Source organism: Olleya sp. Ti.3.14 (genome assembly GCF_038154885.1).
Taxonomy (GTDB): domain Bacteria; phylum Bacteroidota; class Bacteroidia; order Flavobacteriales; family Flavobacteriaceae; genus Olleya.
The window spans coordinates 55,068-74,384 of the sequence record NZ_JBAKAO010000002.1; the positions used below are offsets into that span (position 1 = coordinate 55,068).

Annotated in this window: 18 protein-coding genes; 8 read left to right on the forward strand and 10 right to left on the reverse strand. The window is 31.9% G+C overall.

The window, feature by feature from the left end; genetic code table 11:
* Positions 1 to 55: 55 nt before the first annotated feature.
* Entirely contained in the window at positions 56 to 550 is a 495-nt protein-coding gene (gene lysM, locus V6251_RS04495) for a peptidoglycan-binding protein LysM (RefSeq protein WP_341587206.1), read from the forward strand.
* A gap of 485 nt (positions 551 to 1,035) precedes the next feature.
* On the opposite strand, the gene V6251_RS04500 is transcribed toward lysM, so the two are convergent.
* The 4 genes from V6251_RS04500 to V6251_RS04515 all read right to left on the reverse strand — a co-directional run bounded on the left by V6251_RS04500 (position 1,036) and on the right by V6251_RS04515 (position 3,753).
* On the reverse strand, positions 1,036 to 1,542 hold the full coding sequence (locus V6251_RS04500) for a hypothetical protein (RefSeq protein WP_341587207.1): 507 nt from the start codon (positions 1,540 to 1,542) through the stop codon (positions 1,036 to 1,038).
* Between the two features lie 64 nt (positions 1,543 to 1,606).
* Positions 1,607 to 2,185: a nicotinate (nicotinamide) nucleotide adenylyltransferase gene (nadD, locus tag V6251_RS04505; protein ID WP_341587208.1), complete on the reverse strand. Its 579-nt coding sequence runs from the start codon at positions 2,183 to 2,185 to the stop codon at positions 1,607 to 1,609.
* Between the two features lie 33 nt (positions 2,186 to 2,218).
* Positions 2,219 to 2,806, reverse strand: a complete 588-nt coding sequence (gmk, locus tag V6251_RS04510) for a guanylate kinase (protein ID WP_341587209.1) — start codon at positions 2,804 to 2,806, stop codon at positions 2,219 to 2,221.
* Positions 2,807 to 2,892: 86 nt separating this feature from the next.
* The gene (locus tag V6251_RS04515) at positions 2,893 to 3,753 is read right to left on the reverse strand and encodes a YicC/YloC family endoribonuclease (RefSeq protein WP_099568223.1); all 861 of its coding nucleotides are present in this window, start codon (positions 3,751 to 3,753) and stop codon (positions 2,893 to 2,895) included.
* A gap of 117 nt (positions 3,754 to 3,870) precedes the next feature.
* Between V6251_RS04515 and V6251_RS04520 the strand changes: the two genes are divergently transcribed.
* The gene (locus V6251_RS04520; protein ID WP_341587210.1) at positions 3,871 to 4,350 is read left to right on the forward strand and encodes an acyl-CoA thioesterase; all 480 of its coding nucleotides are present in this window, start codon (positions 3,871 to 3,873) and stop codon (positions 4,348 to 4,350) included.
* Here the strand turns inward: V6251_RS04520 and V6251_RS04525 are convergent.
* The 3 genes from V6251_RS04525 to V6251_RS04535 all read right to left on the reverse strand — a co-directional run bounded on the left by V6251_RS04525 (position 4,331) and on the right by V6251_RS04535 (position 6,121).
* A complete protein-coding gene (locus tag V6251_RS04525) occupies positions 4,331 to 5,227 on the reverse strand; it encodes a DMT family transporter (RefSeq protein WP_341587211.1) in 897 nt (298 codons plus the stop codon). The two genes, V6251_RS04520 and V6251_RS04525, sit on opposite strands and share 20 nt — an antisense overlap.
* Positions 5,217 to 5,573, reverse strand: coding sequence for an arsenate reductase family protein (locus V6251_RS04530; protein ID WP_341587212.1), 357 nt, complete (start codon positions 5,571 to 5,573; stop codon positions 5,217 to 5,219). The genes V6251_RS04525 and V6251_RS04530 overlap by 11 nt, the downstream gene beginning before the upstream one ends.
* Before the next feature lie 65 nt (positions 5,574 to 5,638).
* Positions 5,639 to 6,121: an OsmC family protein gene (locus V6251_RS04535; protein WP_341587213.1), complete on the reverse strand. Its 483-nt coding sequence runs from the start codon at positions 6,119 to 6,121 to the stop codon at positions 5,639 to 5,641.
* An 89-nt stretch (positions 6,122 to 6,210) separates the two neighbouring features.
* Between V6251_RS04535 and V6251_RS04540 the strand changes: the two genes are divergently transcribed.
* Positions 6,211 to 6,666, forward strand: a complete 456-nt coding sequence (locus V6251_RS04540) for a DinB family protein (RefSeq protein ID WP_341587214.1) — start codon at positions 6,211 to 6,213, stop codon at positions 6,664 to 6,666.
* On the opposite strand, the gene V6251_RS04545 is transcribed toward V6251_RS04540, so the two are convergent.
* A complete protein-coding gene (locus V6251_RS04545) occupies positions 6,663 to 7,346 on the reverse strand; it encodes a PdaC/SigV domain-containing protein (protein WP_341587215.1) in 684 nt (227 codons plus the stop codon). The genes V6251_RS04540 and V6251_RS04545 overlap by 4 nt on opposite strands.
* 133 nt (positions 7,347 to 7,479) lie before the next feature.
* On the opposite strand from V6251_RS04545, the gene V6251_RS04550 reads away from it, so the two are divergent.
* The gene (locus V6251_RS04550) at positions 7,480 to 8,619 is read left to right on the forward strand and encodes a cystathionine gamma-synthase (protein ID WP_341587216.1); all 1,140 of its coding nucleotides are present in this window, start codon (positions 7,480 to 7,482) and stop codon (positions 8,617 to 8,619) included.
* A gap of 69 nt (positions 8,620 to 8,688) precedes the next feature.
* Here V6251_RS04550 and V6251_RS04555 read toward each other — a convergent pair whose 3' ends face one another.
* The gene (locus tag V6251_RS04555; RefSeq protein WP_341587217.1) at positions 8,689 to 9,498 is read right to left on the reverse strand and encodes a THC0290_0291 family protein; all 810 of its coding nucleotides are present in this window, start codon (positions 9,496 to 9,498) and stop codon (positions 8,689 to 8,691) included.
* A gap of 225 nt (positions 9,499 to 9,723) precedes the next feature.
* Between V6251_RS04555 and gdhA the strand changes: the two genes are divergently transcribed.
* From gdhA to V6251_RS04575, 4 genes are all read left to right on the forward strand, one after another.
* Positions 9,724 to 11,067, forward strand: coding sequence for an NADP-specific glutamate dehydrogenase (gene gdhA / locus V6251_RS04560; protein ID WP_292943151.1), 1,344 nt, complete (start codon positions 9,724 to 9,726; stop codon positions 11,065 to 11,067).
* 129 nt (positions 11,068 to 11,196) lie between these two features.
* Positions 11,197 to 13,575: a type IX secretion system anionic LPS delivery protein PorZ gene (porZ, locus tag V6251_RS04565; protein ID WP_341587218.1), complete on the forward strand. Its 2,379-nt coding sequence runs from the start codon at positions 11,197 to 11,199 to the stop codon at positions 13,573 to 13,575.
* Positions 13,575 to 14,297: a DNA repair protein RecO gene (recO, locus tag V6251_RS04570; RefSeq protein ID WP_341587219.1), complete on the forward strand. Its 723-nt coding sequence runs from the start codon at positions 13,575 to 13,577 to the stop codon at positions 14,295 to 14,297. The genes porZ and recO overlap by 1 nt, the downstream gene beginning before the upstream one ends.
* A 4-nt stretch (positions 14,298 to 14,301) precedes the next feature.
* The gene (locus V6251_RS04575) at positions 14,302 to 16,710 is read left to right on the forward strand and encodes a TonB-dependent receptor (protein WP_341587220.1); all 2,409 of its coding nucleotides are present in this window, start codon (positions 14,302 to 14,304) and stop codon (positions 16,708 to 16,710) included.
* A gap of 41 nt (positions 16,711 to 16,751) precedes the next feature.
* On the opposite strand, the gene V6251_RS04580 is transcribed toward V6251_RS04575, so the two are convergent.
* Positions 16,752 to 19,235 (reverse strand): T9SS type A sorting domain-containing protein, encoded by a 2,484-nt coding sequence (locus tag V6251_RS04580; RefSeq protein ID WP_341587221.1) that lies wholly within the window; start codon positions 19,233 to 19,235, stop codon positions 16,752 to 16,754.
* Positions 19,236 to 19,317: the final 82 nt, after the last annotated feature.

The following is a 19,317-nucleotide window of genomic DNA, read 5'->3' on the forward strand; positions in this document are numbered from 1 at the left end:
CAACTAATTTTTTAACTTTATAAATATTAAATAACACTAAACAACAATCATAATTATGGGATTATTTTCATTTATTAAAAATGCAGGAGCTAAAGTTTTTGGAATAGGAAAAACTGATAAAGAAGAAGCTGCAGCAGCCGAAGCAGCAGAGGTTAAAATGGAAACATTAGCTGCTAGAAAATTAGAAGAAACAGCAAGCGATTTAGACTTACAAGTAGAGGGTTTAAGTATCTTTATAGATGATGATGCAGCAACCATTACTGGAGTAGCAGCAGATCAAGCAACCAAAGAAAAAGTAGTATTATTAGTTGGTAATAGTGATGGTATTGCAACTGTAGACGACCAGATGACAGTAGCTGTAGCAGAAGTTGAGGTGCCAGAAGCACAGTTTCATGCTGTAGTAAGTGGAGATACTTTAGGTAAAATAGCGAAGCATTATTATGGTAACGCTATGAAATATCCAGAAATTTTTGAAGCCAATAAACCTATGCTTACAGATCCAGATAAAATTTATGTTGGGCAAGTATTACGTATACCTGCTTTAGACTAAACGCATTATATATTATATAAAAAACGCCAACTTAATAGTTGGCGTTTTTTTTGTTTTTTACTTAACGTCATTTATAATATTAATAACATGTTTAGTAAAATAAGCTAGCATAATTAGTAATCCAACTATATTTAACCAAACAACTTTTTTGTTTGATTTTAAGTTTTGTTTGATGTTTACTGAGATAGTGTAAATCACGTAAATTAAGCCAATTGTAAAAATGTATTTCAAGGTTGTGTCTAGCTTTATCTTATTTTTTTTCTGTTTTAAAATATATAAAAAATGGCATTATTATAAATAACACAACTAGAATAGGGATATAATTAAATTTGTAGTCACCTCTTAACATATGATTATTAACTAACCAAAAAAATCCATAACCAAAAAGAGTAGCAATAAATGATATGATATAATAAAGTATAAACTTTTTTAATGTTTTCATGTTTTTTGAGTTTAGAGTATTTGAATTCATATACCATTCTTTTTTAAAAATGATTAATTAGGTTTTTATATAATTCTATAATTGGTTCTATTGGGTCAGTCCAATTATCAAATTCTAGATTATAGTTAGTTTCAATGCTCCAAACATTATCATATTGACAAGTTATATTTGGATCAAATTTTTCTTTATTAGCAATTTCACTCAGTATGTTTAATGCGTTGTTTTTACTTAAGAAGTACTTTAGATTTGAATGTTCTGTCGTAACATTCAGTCTGCTTTTTTTTTGTAAAAACAGATTTTTTAAATGAGATGTGGTATTTACAGTAAAAGGTATTGGATGAAGTGTGTCATTTAGTTGACAGCGTATAGTTGCAATATAATTGGTTCCTGTCTGATTTATTATGGTAAAAAGATTGCCTTTATAGGTAAAGGTTATTTTATAAATAACGTTAGGACTGCGGACTCCCATACCAATGGATATGTTTTCATCTGTAAAATAAAATTCCCCATTTTCTTTTTCGGCTAAATTCTTGAAAAATTCTTTGTACATATACTGTTGATTGTTACTATATCCAATTTAGTAAAAATTTTAGAACTAATTTGAAGGTTTAATCTTATCTATAAAAATTCATTTCATCTAAATAAGACCAAACGTGATTTGGCAGTAACGGTTTTATGTTTTTACCAGCTTTGATACTGTTTCGTATTAAAGTAGACGATATCTCCATTATTGGAGCCTCAACATGGTGTATTTTTGGGTGGTTATCAAATTGGGTTTCTACTTTACCTTCACTTATTCTAGGATAGACATAAATGTCGTGATGGTCCAAAATTACCTGATAGTTTTTCCATTTATGGAAGCTTTTTAAATTGTCTTCTCCCATAATTAGCGCGAACTCTTTTTCAGGATATTTCTCTGTTAAATAGGCTAATGTATTGACTGTATAATTGGGTTGTGGTAAGTTAAACTCGATATCACTTTCTTTAAGCGTATCGTAGTCTTTAGTCGCTAGATACACCATTTCTAAACGATGATGGTTATCTAACAGCGTGCTTTTTTTCTTAAATGGATTATGTGGTGTTACCACAAACCAGATTTGGTTTAAGTCGCTATTTTCCACTAATTGGTTAGCAATTATTAAATGTCCAATATGTATTGGATTAAAAGATCCAAAGTATAAGCCTATTTTCATTGCGTTGTCAATCCTAGTATAATCTGGTTGTAATTATTTATTAATAAAATCGCTAACTAAATGCTCTGCTTCGTTTAGCGCTTTTTCAAGATTATCATTTTCTATGATAACATCAAATAAAGGTGCTGTAGCTAGTTCTGCACTGGCTTTACTGATGCGCATGTTAATTTTGTCATCACTTTCTGTCTTACGCTTTTTTAAACGTATTTTAAGCTCGTCAATACTTGGTGGCTTCACAAAAATAGCAATGGTTTCTTCTGGAAATTTACGTTTTATACGTAAGCCACCAGACACATCAATATCAAAAATCACATTTTTGCCTAAAGCCCAAATACGCTCGACTTCGGTTTTTAAAGTCCCATAAAAGTTATCTCTGTATACCTCTTCCCACTCTAAAAAATCGTCATCTTTTATGTGTTGTTTAAAATCTTTAGCAGATAAAAAATAGTAATCCTTGGCATGCTCTTCCGTACCACGTTTTTCTCTAGAGGTTGCAGATATTGAAAAGGCTAAATTTAAATGGTCTTGCTTTAGTAAATGTCTAACAATGGTTGTTTTTCCGGATCCCGAAGGAGCTGAAAATACGATTAGTTTACCTTGTTTTTTAGTGTTTTTAGTCAATGTGCTAATAATTTTTAATGTTGGACACTACTATTACAACTCGTGTAATGGTGGTTAGTGTGGTTGTTTTTTGTGTTTTTTATCTGTTAAAGAACATTAAGTAATTGTTCTTTAATTTTTTCTAATTCGTCCTTCATTTGCACAACTAATTGCTGCATAGGTGCGTAATTACTTTTTGATCCAATGGTATTGATTTCTCTACCAATTTCTTGAGCGATAAAACCTAGTTTTTTTCCGTTAGAGTCTACACTGTTTATACTTTCTATAAAGTAATTTAGGTGGTTGTCTAGACGTACTTTTTCTTCAGTAATATCAAATTTTTCAATGTAGTACACCAGTTCTTGTTCAAAACGGTTTTCGTCATATTTTTCTTTAAGCTCTTCAACCCCTTTACGTAGACGTTCTTTAACACCTTCCACACGATCAGGATCCATTGCAATAACTTGTTGTAATAAATCTGCAATGTTTTTAATACGGTCGTTAAAGTCTTGTTCTAAAACTTTTCCTTCATTAAGTCTGTAGTCTTTTAAACTATCTAAAGCGACATTAATTTCGGCTTCAATTTGTTTCCACTCAGTGTTATCAATTTCTTCCCTAACAGTATTTAAAGCATCAGGAAAACGTACAGCCATTTTAAGTAATTCCATCTCGTTACCATCATTATACACTGCTTTTAATTGCTCCATATATTGCTTTACAACAGGAGCATTAATTTGTGTCGAGGTATCATCTGCAGTGGTTTCTACGTATATAGAAAAGTCAACCTTACCACGTTCTAATTGCTTAGCCATTAGTTTACGTAAGTCTAGCTCTTTCTCTCTGTAAATTGAAGGCATACGTGCATTCAAATCTAGGTTTTTGCTATTAAGCGATTTTAACTCGATAGTTATTTTTTTTGTTGGTAATTGTAATACAGATTTACCATAACCTGTCATTGAATATATCATATAAACACTAATTAATTGCTACAAAGGTAAGTAAAATGTTAACGCCTAAGAAATCCAAATTTTATTATGCATGCAGAATATATTATTGTAATTTTGAAATAACAAAAGTTAACGACTATGTATAAAAAAGATTTTGAAATTAGATGGAGTGATATTGATGCTAATAGACATTTAGCAAACTCGGCTTACATTAATTTTATGTCGCATACCAGAACCGCTTTTTTACAAGATCATGGGTTTTCTTTAATGGCTTTAGGTAAAGCTGGTATTGGTCCTGTGGTGTTCCATGAGCATGTTCATTATTTTAAAGAAGCGTTTTTAGGACAGCCAATTACGGTTAGTTTAGAAGTGTCAGGATTAAGTGAAGATGGTATGTTTTTTAAATTTGACCATAATTTTTATAATAGTAAAGGACAAAATTTAGCGTTTTGCGAAATCTCGGGAGCTTGGATAGATTTACATACCAGAAAGCTTACTGGTTTATCTGAAGACTTATTAGATATGGCTAATAAATTTCCTAGAACAGCAGACTTTACCATATTGACTAAAGAAGACATGCGTAAGCATGGACGCTTGCCTAAGGATTTAATACTTTAGGTTTTTTAGTTACCAAATACACGCCAAAAAATATTAACGAAGACGCTGTTAGTTTAACTACTGTAACTGCGTCACTACCTGCTATTACTGCATATATACCAGCAATTAATGGTTGTAAGTATATAAACACTGTGACAGTAGAGGCTCTTAGGTGTTTTAATGCTAAAGGATTAAGTAAGTAGGTGCCAAAGGTTGCACCTATAATAACAAACACTACAGAAAACCATATGTAAGGTGTGAAGGTTGCTGTGTTTATGGCTAAAATATCATTAAATCCAAAAGGTAAAACCATAAAAAAGCCTATTAAAAATAACCATCTTATAAAAGTAAATGGATGGTAGCGATAGGTTAGCTTTTTAATTATTATAATGTATATACTATAAGAAATGGCATTTAGTAATATCATGATATTTCCTAAAAAGACATTATCACCTGGACTTGCGGATTTACCATAGACGGTAAGTATTGTTGCACCTGCAAATCCAAAAAGCACACCTAATATTTTGATTTTTGTAATTTTTTCTTCTAAATAAAATGAAGATAGTAATAATACGATAATAGGGCTTATTATCATTATTACAGAAGCGTGTATTGGTGTGGTTAATGCTAATCCTTTAAAAAATAAAAGCATATTTGTTGCCACTCCAAAAAAGGCTGCATAGATTAGGGTTAAAAAATCTTTTCGTTCTATTTTTTCTTTTGGTCCTAAGCTACTAAATAGCCAGAATAATATTGCTGCGCCACCAACACGTAGTACAATAAAACCAAATGGCTTTATAAAACCACCTACCATAACGTCTTTAGCAAAGGTGTAGTTTAGTCCGTAAAGTACTTGGACCATAAAGGCTGCTAATAATGCCCAATACCTAGTTTTCATTAAGTGCTAATTTGGTCGATGCTGTGGTTTTTTTGGAATTGCCAATAAAAATAGACTGATTAATAACTACAACTGGTCGACTTAAAAAGGTGTAGTGTTCTAGTAGGTACTGTTTGTAATCTTTTTCGGTTAGGTTTTGATCTTTAAGTCCCATGTCCTTGTATAGTTTAGCACGTTTGCTAAATAAGGCTTCGTAACTACCTGATAATGCTGCTAAATCTTCAACTTGTTTTACGGTTAAAGGGTTTGCTTTTATGTCTTGTAATTCAAAATCTGATGGTAGATTAAGCTCTTTTAAAATACGTAAGCAAGTACTGCAGGTTTTAAGATAGTATACTTTTTTCATGGTACATTTTATTTTTTGCTAAGGTCGTTTTTTTTGTTAAAAACTACTTCATTTTTTTATTAAAACTAGTCCTTGCAAGGCGAAGCTTCCGCGAAAGCGTTATGTATAATTGGAAAATTACAAGAGCGTGCTATAAAGCACATGGTATTGGCTTTATGATGTAATTGGTTGGCTTTATTAATCATGCGTGCGTCTGCAACTGTGACTTTTGGGTGTAATGTGACGCTGGTAAATTGACCGCTTCCATCTTTGTTTTCTTGCATTATGCCTTCTGCATGGTCTGTGTAGTCTGTAACTATTATATTGTTGGTTGCACATAGGTGTAAGTACCATAACATGTGGCATGATGAGATGGATGATAGTAGTAACTCTTCTGGATTATAACGTGTGTCATCGCCTAAAAAGGTAGGGTCTGCACTTGCTAGTATAGTTTGCGATTTATTAGGGTTTGTAATGGTGTGATTACGTTTATAATCTTTATAATTAGTTGTCCCTTGACCAAGATTAGCTGTCCACGTTATAGTTGTTTGGTAGTTGTGTGTTTTCATGTTATAATTTTAAACACTAAAGTTAAAAATTGAAGTCTAATTAGTTTTATTTTTTTTAATTTACTTTCTTGTACAAAAAAATAAAAACCATGGACTTTACATTTGATGTTACGCTAAAAAACAGAGCGATTTTTAAACAATTTTTAGAGACTTTTACGCTAGAGCAATTAAATAAAGTCCCAAATGGTTATAGTAATAATATTTTTTGGAACATTGCGCATACTGTTGTAACGCAACAATTGCTAGTGTATAAGTTTTCTGGGTTACCTATGGTTGTTAGTGATGCACTTGTTGAAGCATACAGAAAAGGAACAAAAACAGAACGAGCGGTTAGTCAAGCTGAAGTTGATGAAATAAAGGATTTACTAATTAGTACTATTGAAAAAACTGAGGAAGATTATAAAAACGGTGTCTTTAAATCTTATCAAGAGTATACTGTGTCTACTAAAAGTACTTTAAAAAGTGCAGCAGATGCTATCGTGTTTAATAACTTTCATGAAGGGATCCACTTGGGTTATATCCTTGCGCTTAAAAAAAATATTTAGTAGTTAATATATTGGTCTACTACTGTAAAAGGTATGGTAAACTCTAGTAACTGTGTGTTGACATGACCTAAGTCAAAATTGTCGTATATTATAATTACTCCGTTGTCATTAAAGCCAATGGTTTCTGGTAGTTTAAAGTCGCTAGTGTCGTTGTTTATGCTTGTGTAAGTAGTCATTAACTCCTTGTCATAATACTTTTTGACAATAGCTTTAAAAGCGTCAATATCGTTAATAAGCTCTTTTGTTGTTAATGATTTTCCATTGGTTAAATCAAAATTAAAAAACTTAAACTTTAAGTTGCTACTTGCTGCTCCAGTGTTGATACTTCCATTCATAGATATACTAACTAACGCTTCGTTTTGGTAAGATACTTCTCCATCAATTAAAGCTTCCCATCTTGGAAATTTACTTTCAAAATCGGATAAAAATGATTTATTAAAGTTTGTGTAAGCCTCGTTAAATGCTACAATGCTTTCTTCAATAGTTTCTTTTTTACTTTTAGCACTATCTATATTTAATATCTGACAAGCAAAATTGTTAAGTGTAGCATTTATGTTTTTTGCAGTTTTGGTTTTACCATTTGCTTTAGGCAAAACGATTTCTACAAAGGTTTCTTTTTCATTGGATATTTGAGTTTCAGAAAAAGTAATAGTCTTGTCTTTTTGACAAGAAGTTATCATTATTAAGCAGTAAACTACAGTAATAAGTAACGATTTAGAGTTAAATAAAGTGTTAAACATAGACTAAAGATATTGTTCTAGTTTGAATACAGCGAATTAAAAACTATTTTTATTGTTAACAAAAGTTTTCTTCATGAAATTTAATACAAAAACAATACATGGTGGTCAAAAACCTGATCCAGCTTATGGTGCAGTAATGCCACCAATATATCAAACATCAACCTATGCACAATCAACACCAGGAGGACATAAAGGCTTTGAGTATTCTAGAAGTCATAACCCAACAAGGCAGGCTTTAGAAAATGCATTTGCTAGTTTGGAAAATGGTGATTTTGGATTAGCATTTGGATCAGGATTGGCAGCTATTGATGCAGTTATGAAATTATTAAAACCTGGTGACGAAGTCATATCTACTAACGACTTGTATGGTGGTACTTACCGTTTGTTTACTAAAATTTTTGAAGGATTTGGTATTAAATTTCATTTTGTTGGTATGGATAATGCTGCCAATATAGATAAGTACATAAATACAAACACTAAATTAATTTGGGTAGAAACTCCAACAAACCCAATGTTAAACATTATTGATATTGCAGCTGCTTCAAAAATTGCAAAAAAGCATAACGTACTATTGGCAGTCGATAATACGTTTGCGACACCTTATTTGCAGCAACCTTTAGATCTTGGTGCAGATATTGTTATGCATTCTGCAACTAAATATCTTGGTGGACATAGTGATTTGGTCATGGGAGCCCTAATAGTAAAAGATCAAGACTTGGCTAAAAAACTATATTTTATACAAAATGCTAGTGGAGCAATCTGTGGTCCTCAAGATGCTTTTTTAGCTTTGCGCGGAATAAAAACATTGCACGTTAGGATGCAGCGTCATTGTGAAAATGGTAAGGTTGTAGCCGAATTTTTAAAATCGCATCCTAAAGTTGAAACAGTCTATTGGCCAGGATTTGATACGCATCCTAATCATACCATTGCTAAACAACAAATGAAAGATTTTGGAGGCATGGTTAGTTTTGTTACTAAAGGAAATAATTATGATCAAGCGATTAAATGTATTGAAAATCTTAAAGTATTTACATTAGCAGAATCCCTAGGTGGTGTCGAGTCGCTTTGTGGGCATCCAGCAAGTATGACGCATGCTAGTATTCCAAAAGTAGAACGCGAAAAAATAGGTGTTGTTGATAGTATGATAAGATTAAGCGTTGGGATAGAAGATGTAGAAGATTTAATAAACGATTTACAACAAGCCTTAGGTTGATATCTAGGTTGTAGGCATAAAAAAAGGTCCAGTTTTAACTTGACCTTTTTTTAATATTGCTTTGATTAATTAATCAAGGTAATAAATGTATCCTACATTTAACCAGACTAACCAATCATTGTATTTGTTATATTCTAACTGGTGATTTAAACCATCAATCCAATCGTTAAAATAATATTGACCTCTAAGGTCTAACATTAAATCAGCCATAGTATTTAACTTATATCTTACACCAATACTTGAAACTACAGACCAAGTAGAACCACCACTAACATCAATAGGATTTTCTAAAGGAGGTCTAGACCAAGGGTTATAAAAATTATTTAAGTTATTAATATTTCCAGGGTCACCTTCGCCAAGGTATGACGTACTAACTTTAGGATTAAAAGATACATAATGCGCACCTAAACTAACAAATGGAGCAAATCTGTAACCAAACGCCTGAAAAGATCTAATGCTTAATGGAAAATACTCTAATTGCATTCCAATATCAAAATTATTGGCTTCACCAGAGTGTGCTCTTAATCTATCTGCATCAGCACTAGTTTGTTCTGGTTGAACAAATAAACCATGATGATCTAGTTTGGTTTTGTTGTAAGAAATTTCTGTACGTAATTTAAAGTGATCGTTAAAGTAATTGTCTGTAGTGTAGCAATTACAATCTGCTTGATAAGCAAAATTAATATAATGCACCAATCCAATACCAAAACCTGTGTTACCAGAGTTAGTTGAAAAATCATTTCGTTCTCCAAAATCAGATTTAAAAGCAACAGGTCCAGTAATTATCCCAATTTCATGAGAGAAGCCTAACTGAGAAAATGCGTTACTAGTACTTAACAATATAAGTGTGACTAGTATCAATTGTTTAAGGTTAAACATAATAAGGCTATAGTTTAGAGGCTATTTATTAAGCAAATATATAAAATCACGACGAACATACAAATTTTACAGATAACACGTAGCCTTTTATTTTAAATTTTAATATTTATTAATTCTACTATAACGTTTGCGAAAATTAAAAAAAAATAGGTGTACAAATAAAGATAATGTATCTTTGTATCACATTTTTATGGATTGTATAACACTATCGTAATTATTTACATAATGAAAGATAAAATTGAAGCATTTTTAGATTTAGTAAAACAAAAAAATGGCAATGAGCCAGAGTTTTTACAAGCAGTACACGAAGTTGCAGAAACTGTAATTCCGTTTATAGAAGAAAATCCAAAATATCAAGGTAAGATGTTGTTAGAGCGTATGGTAGAGCCAGAACGCACAATAATTTTTAGAGTACCTTGGATTGATGATAAAGGAAATACACAAGTTAACAGAGCTTTTAGAGTTGAGTTTAACTCGGCAATTGGGCCATACAAAGGTGGATTGCGTTTTCATCCATCAGTAAACCTAAGTATTTTAAAATTCTTAGGATTTGAACAATTATTCAAAAACTCTCTTACAACTTTGCCAATGGGTGGAGGAAAAGGAGGAAGTGATTTTGACCCTAAAGGAAAAAGCGATAACGAGGTCATGCGTTTTTGTCAATCTTTTATGACAGAATTATTTAGACATATTGGAGCAAACACAGACGTGCCAGCAGGAGATATAGGAGTTGGTGGACGTGAGATAGGATATATGTTTGGACAATACAAACGTTTAAAAAACGAATTTACAGGAGTATTAACTGGTAAAGGATTATCTTATGGTGGATCTTTAATCAGACCAGAAGCTACTGGTTATGGTACAGTATACTTTGCAAAAAACATGTTAGCAACTAAAAACGATTCATTTGAAGGTAAGACAGTTGTTATCTCTGGATCAGGAAATGTTGCACAATATGCTTGTGAAAAAGCAACCGAGTTAGGAGGTAAGGTAGTAACTATGTCAGATTCTTCTGGATATATTTATGATAAAGATGGTATCGATGCAGATAAATTAGCATATATCATGGAAATCAAAAATGTTAATAGAGGTAGAATTAGTGAATATGTAGATAAGTATAGCTCAGCAACCTTCCATGAAGGAGAAAGACCTTGGAGTGTTAAATGTGATATTGCTATGCCTTGTGCTACGCAAAATGAGTTAGACAAATCTGAAGCTGAAACTTTGGTAAATAATAATGTTATTGCTGTTGCAGAAGGCGCAAACATGCCAACAACACCAGAAGCAATTGAAGTGCTTCAAAAAGCTAAAGTATTGTTTTCTCCAGGTAAAGCATCTAATGCAGGTGGAGTTGCTACTTCAGGTTTAGAAATGAGTCAAAACTCTTTACGTTATAATTGGACTAGAGAAGAAGTAGATGCTAAACTAAATCAAATCATGGATGATATACATGCATCTTGTGTAAAATATGGAACTCAAAAAGATGGAACCGTAGATTATGTTAAAGGAGCAAATGTTGCTGGATTTGTTAAAGTTGCAGACGCTATGTTAGCACAAGGAGTCGTTTAAGATTTTATTGTAATTTTTATAAAAACCCCTTAGTTGCTTAATGTAACTAAGGGGTTTTCTGTTGTATAAAACAGACACACAATACAATAAATTATAGTATTTTTGAGTTTTATTAATTTACTTTTATAAATGTCTAAAATCAAAATAGTTTTCAATGTGTTTGTTATAGTGCTTAGTTGTCTTTTTGTGGTTAAGACTAATGCGCAAGATTTTTCTGACTCTTGGAAGGGTCATTTCTCATATTTAGACATTAAGGATGTGTCTCAAGGAAGCACTAAAATTATTGCTGCTGCAGAAAATGCTGTATTTATTTATGACAAAAACACTAATGTATTAGATAAACTTTCTACAATTAATGGGTTATCTGGAGAGACTATTTCTGCTATACAATATATAGAGGACAGTAGTTTGATACTACTAGGTTTTGAAAATGGTTTAATTCAAATTTATAAAGAAAGTGATAATACTATTTTATCTGTTGTAGATATTCTTGAAAAGCCAACAATTCCACCCAGTGATAAAAAAATTAATCATTTTAATGTTTTTGATGGCAAAGCATATGTTGCTACAGATTACGGAATTTCTGTTTACGATATAAATAATTTAGAGTTTGGTGACACTTATTATATTGGTTCAAATGGTACGCAAATAGTTGTTTCGCAAACCACTATTTTTGAAGATAAAATTTTTGCAGCAACCTCTATAGGTATTAAAAGTGGAGCATTGTCAAACCCAAATTTAATAGATTATCAAGAATGGAACCATTTAGTAGGGTTTTATTGGTTAGGTATACAGGCAGTTGGTGATAAGTTGTTTGCGTCAAGAACAAATAGAAGTGTTTATGAATATACAACTAGTGGTGTTCAGCTTAAAGCAACTTATCCAAATAATATTGTAGATATTAGAGCTTTTGACAATCAATTAATTGTTACTACAGAGAAAGAAGCTAATGTATATAATCCAGAGGGATTTGTAAATTTAGCGCAAGTAGGAAACATACCAGAATATATTACTAAGTACACATGTGCTGTAATTGATGAGACTAATCAGATTTACGTAGGTACTGTAGGAACACTTTCAACAGCTAAACCTGGTTATGGTTTGTTAAAAACAAATGTTACAGACACCTCTATTCAAGAGGAAATACATCCTGACAGTCCATTATTAAATAAGTTTTTTAAAATAAAAACTTTAGCAGGTCATATTTATGGAACACATGGAGGTTATGATGTAACATATAACCCTTATGCTATTACCACGATGAGGTCGGGAATTAGTCATTATTTTGATGATGCATGGCAGAATATAGTTTATGATTCCATTCGACCAATTGCGGATTATCCTCTGTCATTTTCTCACGTATCTATCAATCCATTCAATCCTGATTTGGCCTACATTAGCTCGTCTGTATTTGGTGTTTTAGAAATAGAAAATAATCAGCCAAGTGAATTTTTTAGTAGTGAGAACAGTACCATCCAGCCATTTTTCACATTCAATAGTTTTGTTTTTGCTTCAACTTTTGATAGTCAAGGAACATATTGGGTTTTAAATGCAAGGTATGAGTCTCCTTTAAATAGGTATAAGGATGGTGAGTGGACTTCATATAGCTTTTTAGATTTGATAGATCCAGCAACCAGTAATAATGGTTTTTCATCCATAGTTTTTGACGCTAATAATAATATTTTTATGGGTACTCATCAATATGGTCTAATAGGATTTAACGAAAATGGAGGGAATTATATTTTTGAAAATATTGTTGAAGAAGAAGAGAATATGCCTTCTCCATCAGTAAAGTGTATTGCTATAGACCGTAATGGCCAACTATGGTTTGGTACAGATAAAGGTTTAAGAATTGTTTATAATACAGAGCAATTTATGTCAGGATTTCCAGAAGTTGATAATATTGTGGTGCTAGATGATGGTATTGCTAGAGAGTTATTATTTCAACAATACATAACAGATATCGAGGTAGATGGATCTAATAATAAATGGATTGCTACATTAGATACAGGTTTGTATTATTTTTCGTCAGACGGTCAAGAAACCATCTTTCATTTTACAAAAGATAATTCACCTTTACCTACAAACGATGTTTTAGATGTAGATATTGATAGTGTAAACGGTATTATATATATAGCAACAGACAAAGGTATGGTGTCCTTTCAGTCAGATGCCTCTAAACCTAAAAGCACCTTAGAAGATGCTTACGTATACCCAAATCCAGTACGACCTAATTTTAATATCCTAACCGAGAAGGTTAAAATTAGAGACATATCAGAAAACGTAAATATTAAAATTGTTGATATTGAAGGCAATTTGGTAGCAGAAGCAGAGTCTAGAACAAACTCTAGATTTAAAGGTTATAACCTTGAAATAGATGGTGGTACAGCATTATGGAATGGTAAAAATTTAGGAGGTAATATTGTGGCATCTGGTGTTTATCTAATCATGTTAAACGATTTAGATACCTTTGAAACTAAAGTGTTAAAAGTGATGGTGGTTAGATAATGTTAACAACAACAAACGCTATTGTTCTCTCAAAACTTAGATTTAAAGATAACGACTTGATTGTTAAGTGTTATACTCAAAAACAAGGTGCGGTTAGTTACTTGCTAAAAGGGGTTTTATCTTCCAAAAAAGGCAATAAAAAAGTAGCTTACTTTCAATCGTTATCTCAACTCCAATTAAAAACAGACTATAAACCTAATAGGTCGCTGCAATATATAAAAGATGTAAAAACAGATTTTTTGTATACTTCACTTCATACAAATATATTAAAAAGTGCAATTGTAATGTTTTTGGCTGAAATCTTAGCTCAGGCATTACAAGAAGAAGAACAAAATGATGCACTTTATAGATATATACAAATCACATTACAGTGGTTAGATGCTAATGATAGTTATTCAAATTTTCATCTATTATTTCTTTTGGATTTAACTAAGTATCTTGGTTTTTATCCAGATCAAACAGAGATTGATACAGCTTCATATTTTAATTTAATGGATGGCGAGTTTCAGCATGAAAACAATTCTAAATATGCCATTACTGGCGAAAATTTAACACTATTAAAACAGTTGTTAGGCATGACATTTGATGATATAAAAACCATTAAAATTAGTGCAAAACAGAGGCAATCATTTTTAACTATAATTTTAGTCTATTTTGAACTACATTTAGGCAACTTTAAAAAACCAAAATCTTTACAAATCCTCAATGATGTTTTTAATTAAAAATATGAAATTATTATTAAGTTTATATCTAATAACTTTTTTTACACTTTCCTTGTCTGCTCAATCAATTACAGTGATTGATATAGACTCTAATCAACCCATTGCAGGCGTAGCTATTTACAATAAAAGTCAATCCAAAAGTCAAATTACTAATATAGATGGTATGGCTGATTTAAGCAATTTTAATGCTTCAGAAGTGCTATTCTTTCAGCATATTTCTCACACAATACATCAAGTTAAAAAAAGTAATATTACTAATAGTAAAGTCTTCCTTGAGTCTAATGAACAAGGTTTGGACGAAATTGTTATTTCTGCCTCAAATTTTGGACAAACAAAAAGGGAGATTCCTAAAACAATAGCTACCATAAATGCCAAGGATATAAGCTTTACTAATCCTCAGACTAGTGCAGATTTATTAGAGGGAACAGGTCAAGTATATATACAAAAAAGTCAATTAGGTGGTGGTAGTCCAATGATTAGAGGTTTTTCTACCAACAGATTACTAATTACTGTGGATGGAGTAAGAATGAATAACGCTATTTTTAGAGGTGGAAATCTTCAAAATGTTATTTCTATAGATCCTTTATCTATTCAAAATACAGAGGTAACTTTAGGTGCAGGTTCTATTATTTATGGTAGTGATGCAATTGGTGGTGTAATGAGTTTTTATACTAAAAAACCTGAGTTTTCTTATACAGATACGCTTAACGTAAAAAGTAATGTATTGATGCGTTATGCCACTGCTAGTAAAGAAAAAACGGGACATATTGATTTAAATTTTGGTCTAAAAAATTGGGCGTTTTTAACTAATGTTAGCTACACGGATTTTGGAGATTTAAGAATGGGTAGTCATGGTCCTTCAGAATATCTAAGACCAGAGTTTGTAGTGACAAATAATAATCAAGATGTTATAGTGCCTAATGATAATCCCAAAATTCAAAAAACAACAGGTTATGATCAAATTAATGTTATGCAAAAGGTTAGTTATAAAGCTAACGATGATTTAGATTTTGATTTAGGATTGTTCTATACCACAACCTCTGATTACTCAAGATATGATAGGTTGATACGTTATAGAGGTGATGATTTAAGATCTGCAGAATGGAATTATGGACCACAAAAATGGTTTATGTCTAATTTAAGCGTTACAAAAAGAAGCAGTAATGCAACGTTTTATGACAACATAAAAACAACTTTAGCTTATCAAAATTTTCAAGAAAGTAGAATGGATAGAGATTTTCAGGATACTGATAGAAATGTTAGAGAAGAGTCTGTGGATGCGGTTTCGTTTAATATAGATTTTGAAAAAGAACTAAGCACGACATCAAAAATATTTTATGGTTTTGAATATGTATACAATAAAGTAGGATCAATTGGTTTTACTGAAAACATAGAGAATAATACTACTTTAAACACAGTATCTCGTTATCCAGATGGTGCCACTTGGCAAAGTGCAGCTCTTTATGCTAGCTACAAATTTAGACCAACTAAAAAGTTTGTTTTTCAGACAGGTTTAAGATATAATACAGTAATCCAAAAAGCAGATTTTACAGATAATAACCAGTTTTTAGATTTACCATTTTCAGAATCTAATAATACCGCAAATGCTTTAACAGGGACTGCAGGTGTAACGTTTGTGCCTAATGAGACATTACAATGGAAATTTAACTTGTCCTCTGCTTTTAGAGCACCAAATGTTGATGATACGGGAAAGGTATTTGACTCAGAACCAGGATCTGTTGTAGTGCCAAATGATGATTTAGACCCAGAATATGCCTATAGTGGAGAGTTAGGTTTAAAGTTAAATTTTGACAAAGTGGTTATTTTTGATATGGCAACATATTATACTTATTTGGATAATGCTTTGGTTAGAAGGGATGGTACTTTAAATGGTGAATCACAGATTATCTATGATGGCGAGTTAAGTAATGTGCAATCAATGCAAAACGCTTCTAAATCTTGGATATATGGTTTTGAAGTTGGAGCACAAGTTAATTTTTCGGATGCTTTTAAATTAACATCCCAATACAATATTATTGGTGGTACAGAGGAAACAGATGGTGTAGAAGTACCAGTTAGACATGTTGTGCCTAATTTTGGAAACACACATTTAGTATGGCAAAAAAATAGGATTAAAGTAGACGGTTTTGTTAATTATAATAATGCGTTGTCATTTGACCAACTAGCACCTTCAGAAGCTGAAAAAGATTACATATACGCATTGGATCAAAACGGTAAGCCTTACTCACCATCTTGGTACACTTTAAATTTAAGAACGCAATACGAAATTGGTGATGCTGTAGTGGTGTCTGCTGCTTTAGAGAATATTACAGATCAACGCTACAAAACGTATTCTTCAGGGATTGCGGCTCCAGGTAGGAACCTGATAGTCTCCTTACAATACACATTATAACAAAAAAAACCTCAATGTAAATATTGAGGTTTTTTTATAGTTTATTTTTTTAAAGCTTTTTTACTAAGTATTATGCCATTACTTAATTCAATTTGTGCAATATAAGCAGTTGGATTAAGACTTGTAAGGTTGTAAGTTTCGGTATTATTTTCTCCTTTTAAGTTGTATAATAATCTACCCAACATATCATAAATTTTTATAGATTTTATGGTCAGGTCTTTGTTGTTTAATGAAAACGTCACAGTATCATTCTGGTCTTCGTAAATAATTAAATTCTCAGATGTAATAAGTGTTTCGTTAACAGATAAACTAGGTTGAGTAAATACAATTTCAAATCTATTATTAAATTCACCTGCTTCTGAAGTAAATGAATAATCTCCTGCATTTAAATCTTGATAAGTGTTAGTAAGATTATCTTTTAAGTAAATCGTGTTGTTTGATAAAAATTCACCTTGAAACTGATTAATAGATATAGTATAAATTGTTGGTGTATTAATGTTATTGAAAAAACCTAGGTTTATAGTTTCGTTTAAATCTAAATCGCTTGGTGATTTACCTTGAATTGCTAATTTTTTTGAGTCACTTGGTAATACTGAGTAAAATGAAAAATCAGCAATGGTTGCACCATTTTTTTTAGCATCGTAATATGCTCCATCATTGGCAGCAGTTGCACCAGGAACATAACCAATAACTGTTTGGTTAAACAAACCTGTATCTGTTGTCATATTTAACCATAATTTGTTATTTGTAATTGTAGCTGTAGCTGAATTTGTATTGGATGCTCTAAAAAACTGAGTGTTATTATTTTTAACACGCATGGCATTATTAAAAGTAACAGTACCAGTTGCAGATGCAGGATTGTCTGAATATGTTACAAAAAAACCTTGACCAGAAGGTATGTGTCTAGTAGGTGTTATTCCGTCTCCACCAGCAAGTTCTGCTGTTCCATTAATTCTAGCATAGTCACTAAACGAAAAATTTAAGGCTTGATTACCATTAGCTGTACCATCAGGAGCTGTTGCGTGTGACCATAAATATAATTCGCCATCAAGTTTACCATTGGTTGGATTAGATTGGTAATTGTTTTCTGCAAAAAATAAATCAACATCAATAGCAGAAGGATATGGATTACCTATTAAATTCCAGTTGGTGTCATTTGTTTCGGTATCATTTCTCTCAACAGGAACCGTTATATTTCCATTATTTAATGTACCCCTAAATGAATAGCTATAACTACCAGCTCCAAAAATGAAAGCGTCTTGAGAATGTGTAGCAGTATAGCCAACGCCAGGAGCCATTAAATCGCTAGATCCTTTTAAAAACCAAACATCTCCATTGTCATCGATGTCATCTACTCCAGGACCATTAACTAAGGTGTTATCATTATTTGTTTCGTATTGTGAGTCAACAAAGTTTGCTGCGTTAAATTCAAATCGTCTATATTGACTAGATTGAAACAAGGCGTTGCCAAAAGTTTCGTTAGCAACAGGAGAACTCCAATAGGTGTATTCATACCATTGATTAATAAAGGACGTATTTCTTTCTACTACAGCTGCATTATCTGTTGTAAAAAAGGAACTGCCTGTATCATCATAAGTTGCAGAGTTGTCTACTTGTACAAAAGAGCCTGTATTTTGAATAGCTATACGACCATTATTTGTTACATCTGTAATAATTTGGACATACTCGTTAGATGAAACGGTAAGATTAACTCCAGGATTTATAACTAGGCTACAAGCAGTAAAACTAGGTTGACCAACAGTACTAGTGTTGTAGTTGCTAGCCAAAATAGCAGTGGTAGATCTGTTTGGAGTTGTTGGTAGCCAATTTGTGCCATCCCAAGTTACAGTTGAGGTGCAATTTTGCGTTCCCCAAATCTCAATGTTATCTATAGCTATATCTTCATGATTTCCGTTTAATCGTATTCTAATATTTATGTCTAAAAGGTTACCAGTTCCGGTAATGGGTCTAGTATGTTGTGTAAAGGTATCTGTAATTGCTACACCATCACCAATGCCATCAAAATCAGTATCTATTAAAGGCGCTCTGTTTGCGCCAACATTATCATTTTCTATCCATAATAAATTAGAGTTGGTTCCGCTATTATCAATTTCGTATGTAAATCTTACATTATCACCATTATCCCAATGTTCTGTTCTAGTTCCACCGTTAGTAGTTTGGTCGTCTTCCGCTAAGTGTACTCTAAATTCTAAGTTTGTATAATTACTTATGTCTATATTTTCAATAAACAGTCTAGCAGGTAAAGGTGCACCTTCACCATCTGTGTCTTGTGCTGCAAAGTAAAAGCCTCCTTGTAAATTATTAAATAAGACTCCGTTTGGACCATGGTTAAAGTCTGTTCCGTCTGTTCTTAAAAAGTAGTCGCGACCATTGTCTGTAAATTCGGTAATATTAGTCGTGTAGCCACCAGGAGTTTCAAAATTTAATTCAGCGATTTTAGTTTGTGATAAACTTAGTGAAACGGTAAGTAAGGAAACTATTAAAAGTAAAGATTTAGCTTGCATTGAGGGTTTTTTAAAAAGATTATAGCAAGTTAAATATAGGTTGTAGACCTTGTTATAACAAAAAACTTCAACTTTATTAGTT

Excerpts from the sequence above, each read along its gene's own strand:
- V6251_RS04515 (WP_099568223.1), bottom strand. The coding sequence starts at position 3,753 with ATGATATATTCAATGACAGGTTATGGTAAATCTGTATTACAATTACCA.
- V6251_RS04525 (WP_341587211.1), bottom strand. The coding sequence starts at position 5,227 with ATGAAAACTAGGTATTGGGCATTATTAGCAGCCTTTATGGTCCAAGTA.
- V6251_RS04580 (WP_341587221.1), bottom strand. The coding sequence starts at position 19,235 with ATGCAAGCTAAATCTTTACTTTTAATAGTTTCCTTACTTACCGTTTCA.
- V6251_RS04575 (WP_341587220.1), top strand. The coding sequence starts at position 14,302 with ATGAAATTATTATTAAGTTTATATCTAATAACTTTTTTTACACTTTCC.
- V6251_RS04550 (WP_341587216.1), top strand. The coding sequence starts at position 7,480 with ATGAAATTTAATACAAAAACAATACATGGTGGTCAAAAACCTGATCCA.
- gdhA (WP_292943151.1), top strand. The coding sequence starts at position 9,724 with ATGAAAGATAAAATTGAAGCATTTTTAGATTTAGTAAAACAAAAAAAT.
- V6251_RS04500 (WP_341587207.1), bottom strand. The coding sequence starts at position 1,542 with ATGTACAAAGAATTTTTCAAGAATTTAGCCGAAAAAGAAAATGGGGAA.
- V6251_RS04520 (WP_341587210.1), top strand. The coding sequence starts at position 3,871 with ATGTATAAAAAAGATTTTGAAATTAGATGGAGTGATATTGATGCTAAT.
- V6251_RS04530 (WP_341587212.1), bottom strand. The coding sequence starts at position 5,573 with ATGAAAAAAGTATACTATCTTAAAACCTGCAGTACTTGCTTACGTATT.
- lysM (WP_341587206.1), top strand. The coding sequence starts at position 56 with ATGGGATTATTTTCATTTATTAAAAATGCAGGAGCTAAAGTTTTTGGA.
- nadD (WP_341587208.1), bottom strand. The coding sequence starts at position 2,185 with ATGAAAATAGGCTTATACTTTGGATCTTTTAATCCAATACATATTGGA.
- V6251_RS04535 (WP_341587213.1), bottom strand. The coding sequence starts at position 6,121 with ATGAAAACACACAACTACCAAACAACTATAACGTGGACAGCTAATCTT.
- V6251_RS04555 (WP_341587217.1), bottom strand. The coding sequence starts at position 9,498 with ATGTTTAACCTTAAACAATTGATACTAGTCACACTTATATTGTTAAGT.
- V6251_RS04545 (WP_341587215.1), bottom strand. The coding sequence starts at position 7,346 with ATGATAACTTCTTGTCAAAAAGACAAGACTATTACTTTTTCTGAAACT.
- V6251_RS04540 (WP_341587214.1), top strand. The coding sequence starts at position 6,211 with ATGGACTTTACATTTGATGTTACGCTAAAAAACAGAGCGATTTTTAAA.
- porZ (WP_341587218.1), top strand. The coding sequence starts at position 11,197 with ATGTCTAAAATCAAAATAGTTTTCAATGTGTTTGTTATAGTGCTTAGT.
- recO (WP_341587219.1), top strand. The coding sequence starts at position 13,575 with ATGTTAACAACAACAAACGCTATTGTTCTCTCAAAACTTAGATTTAAA.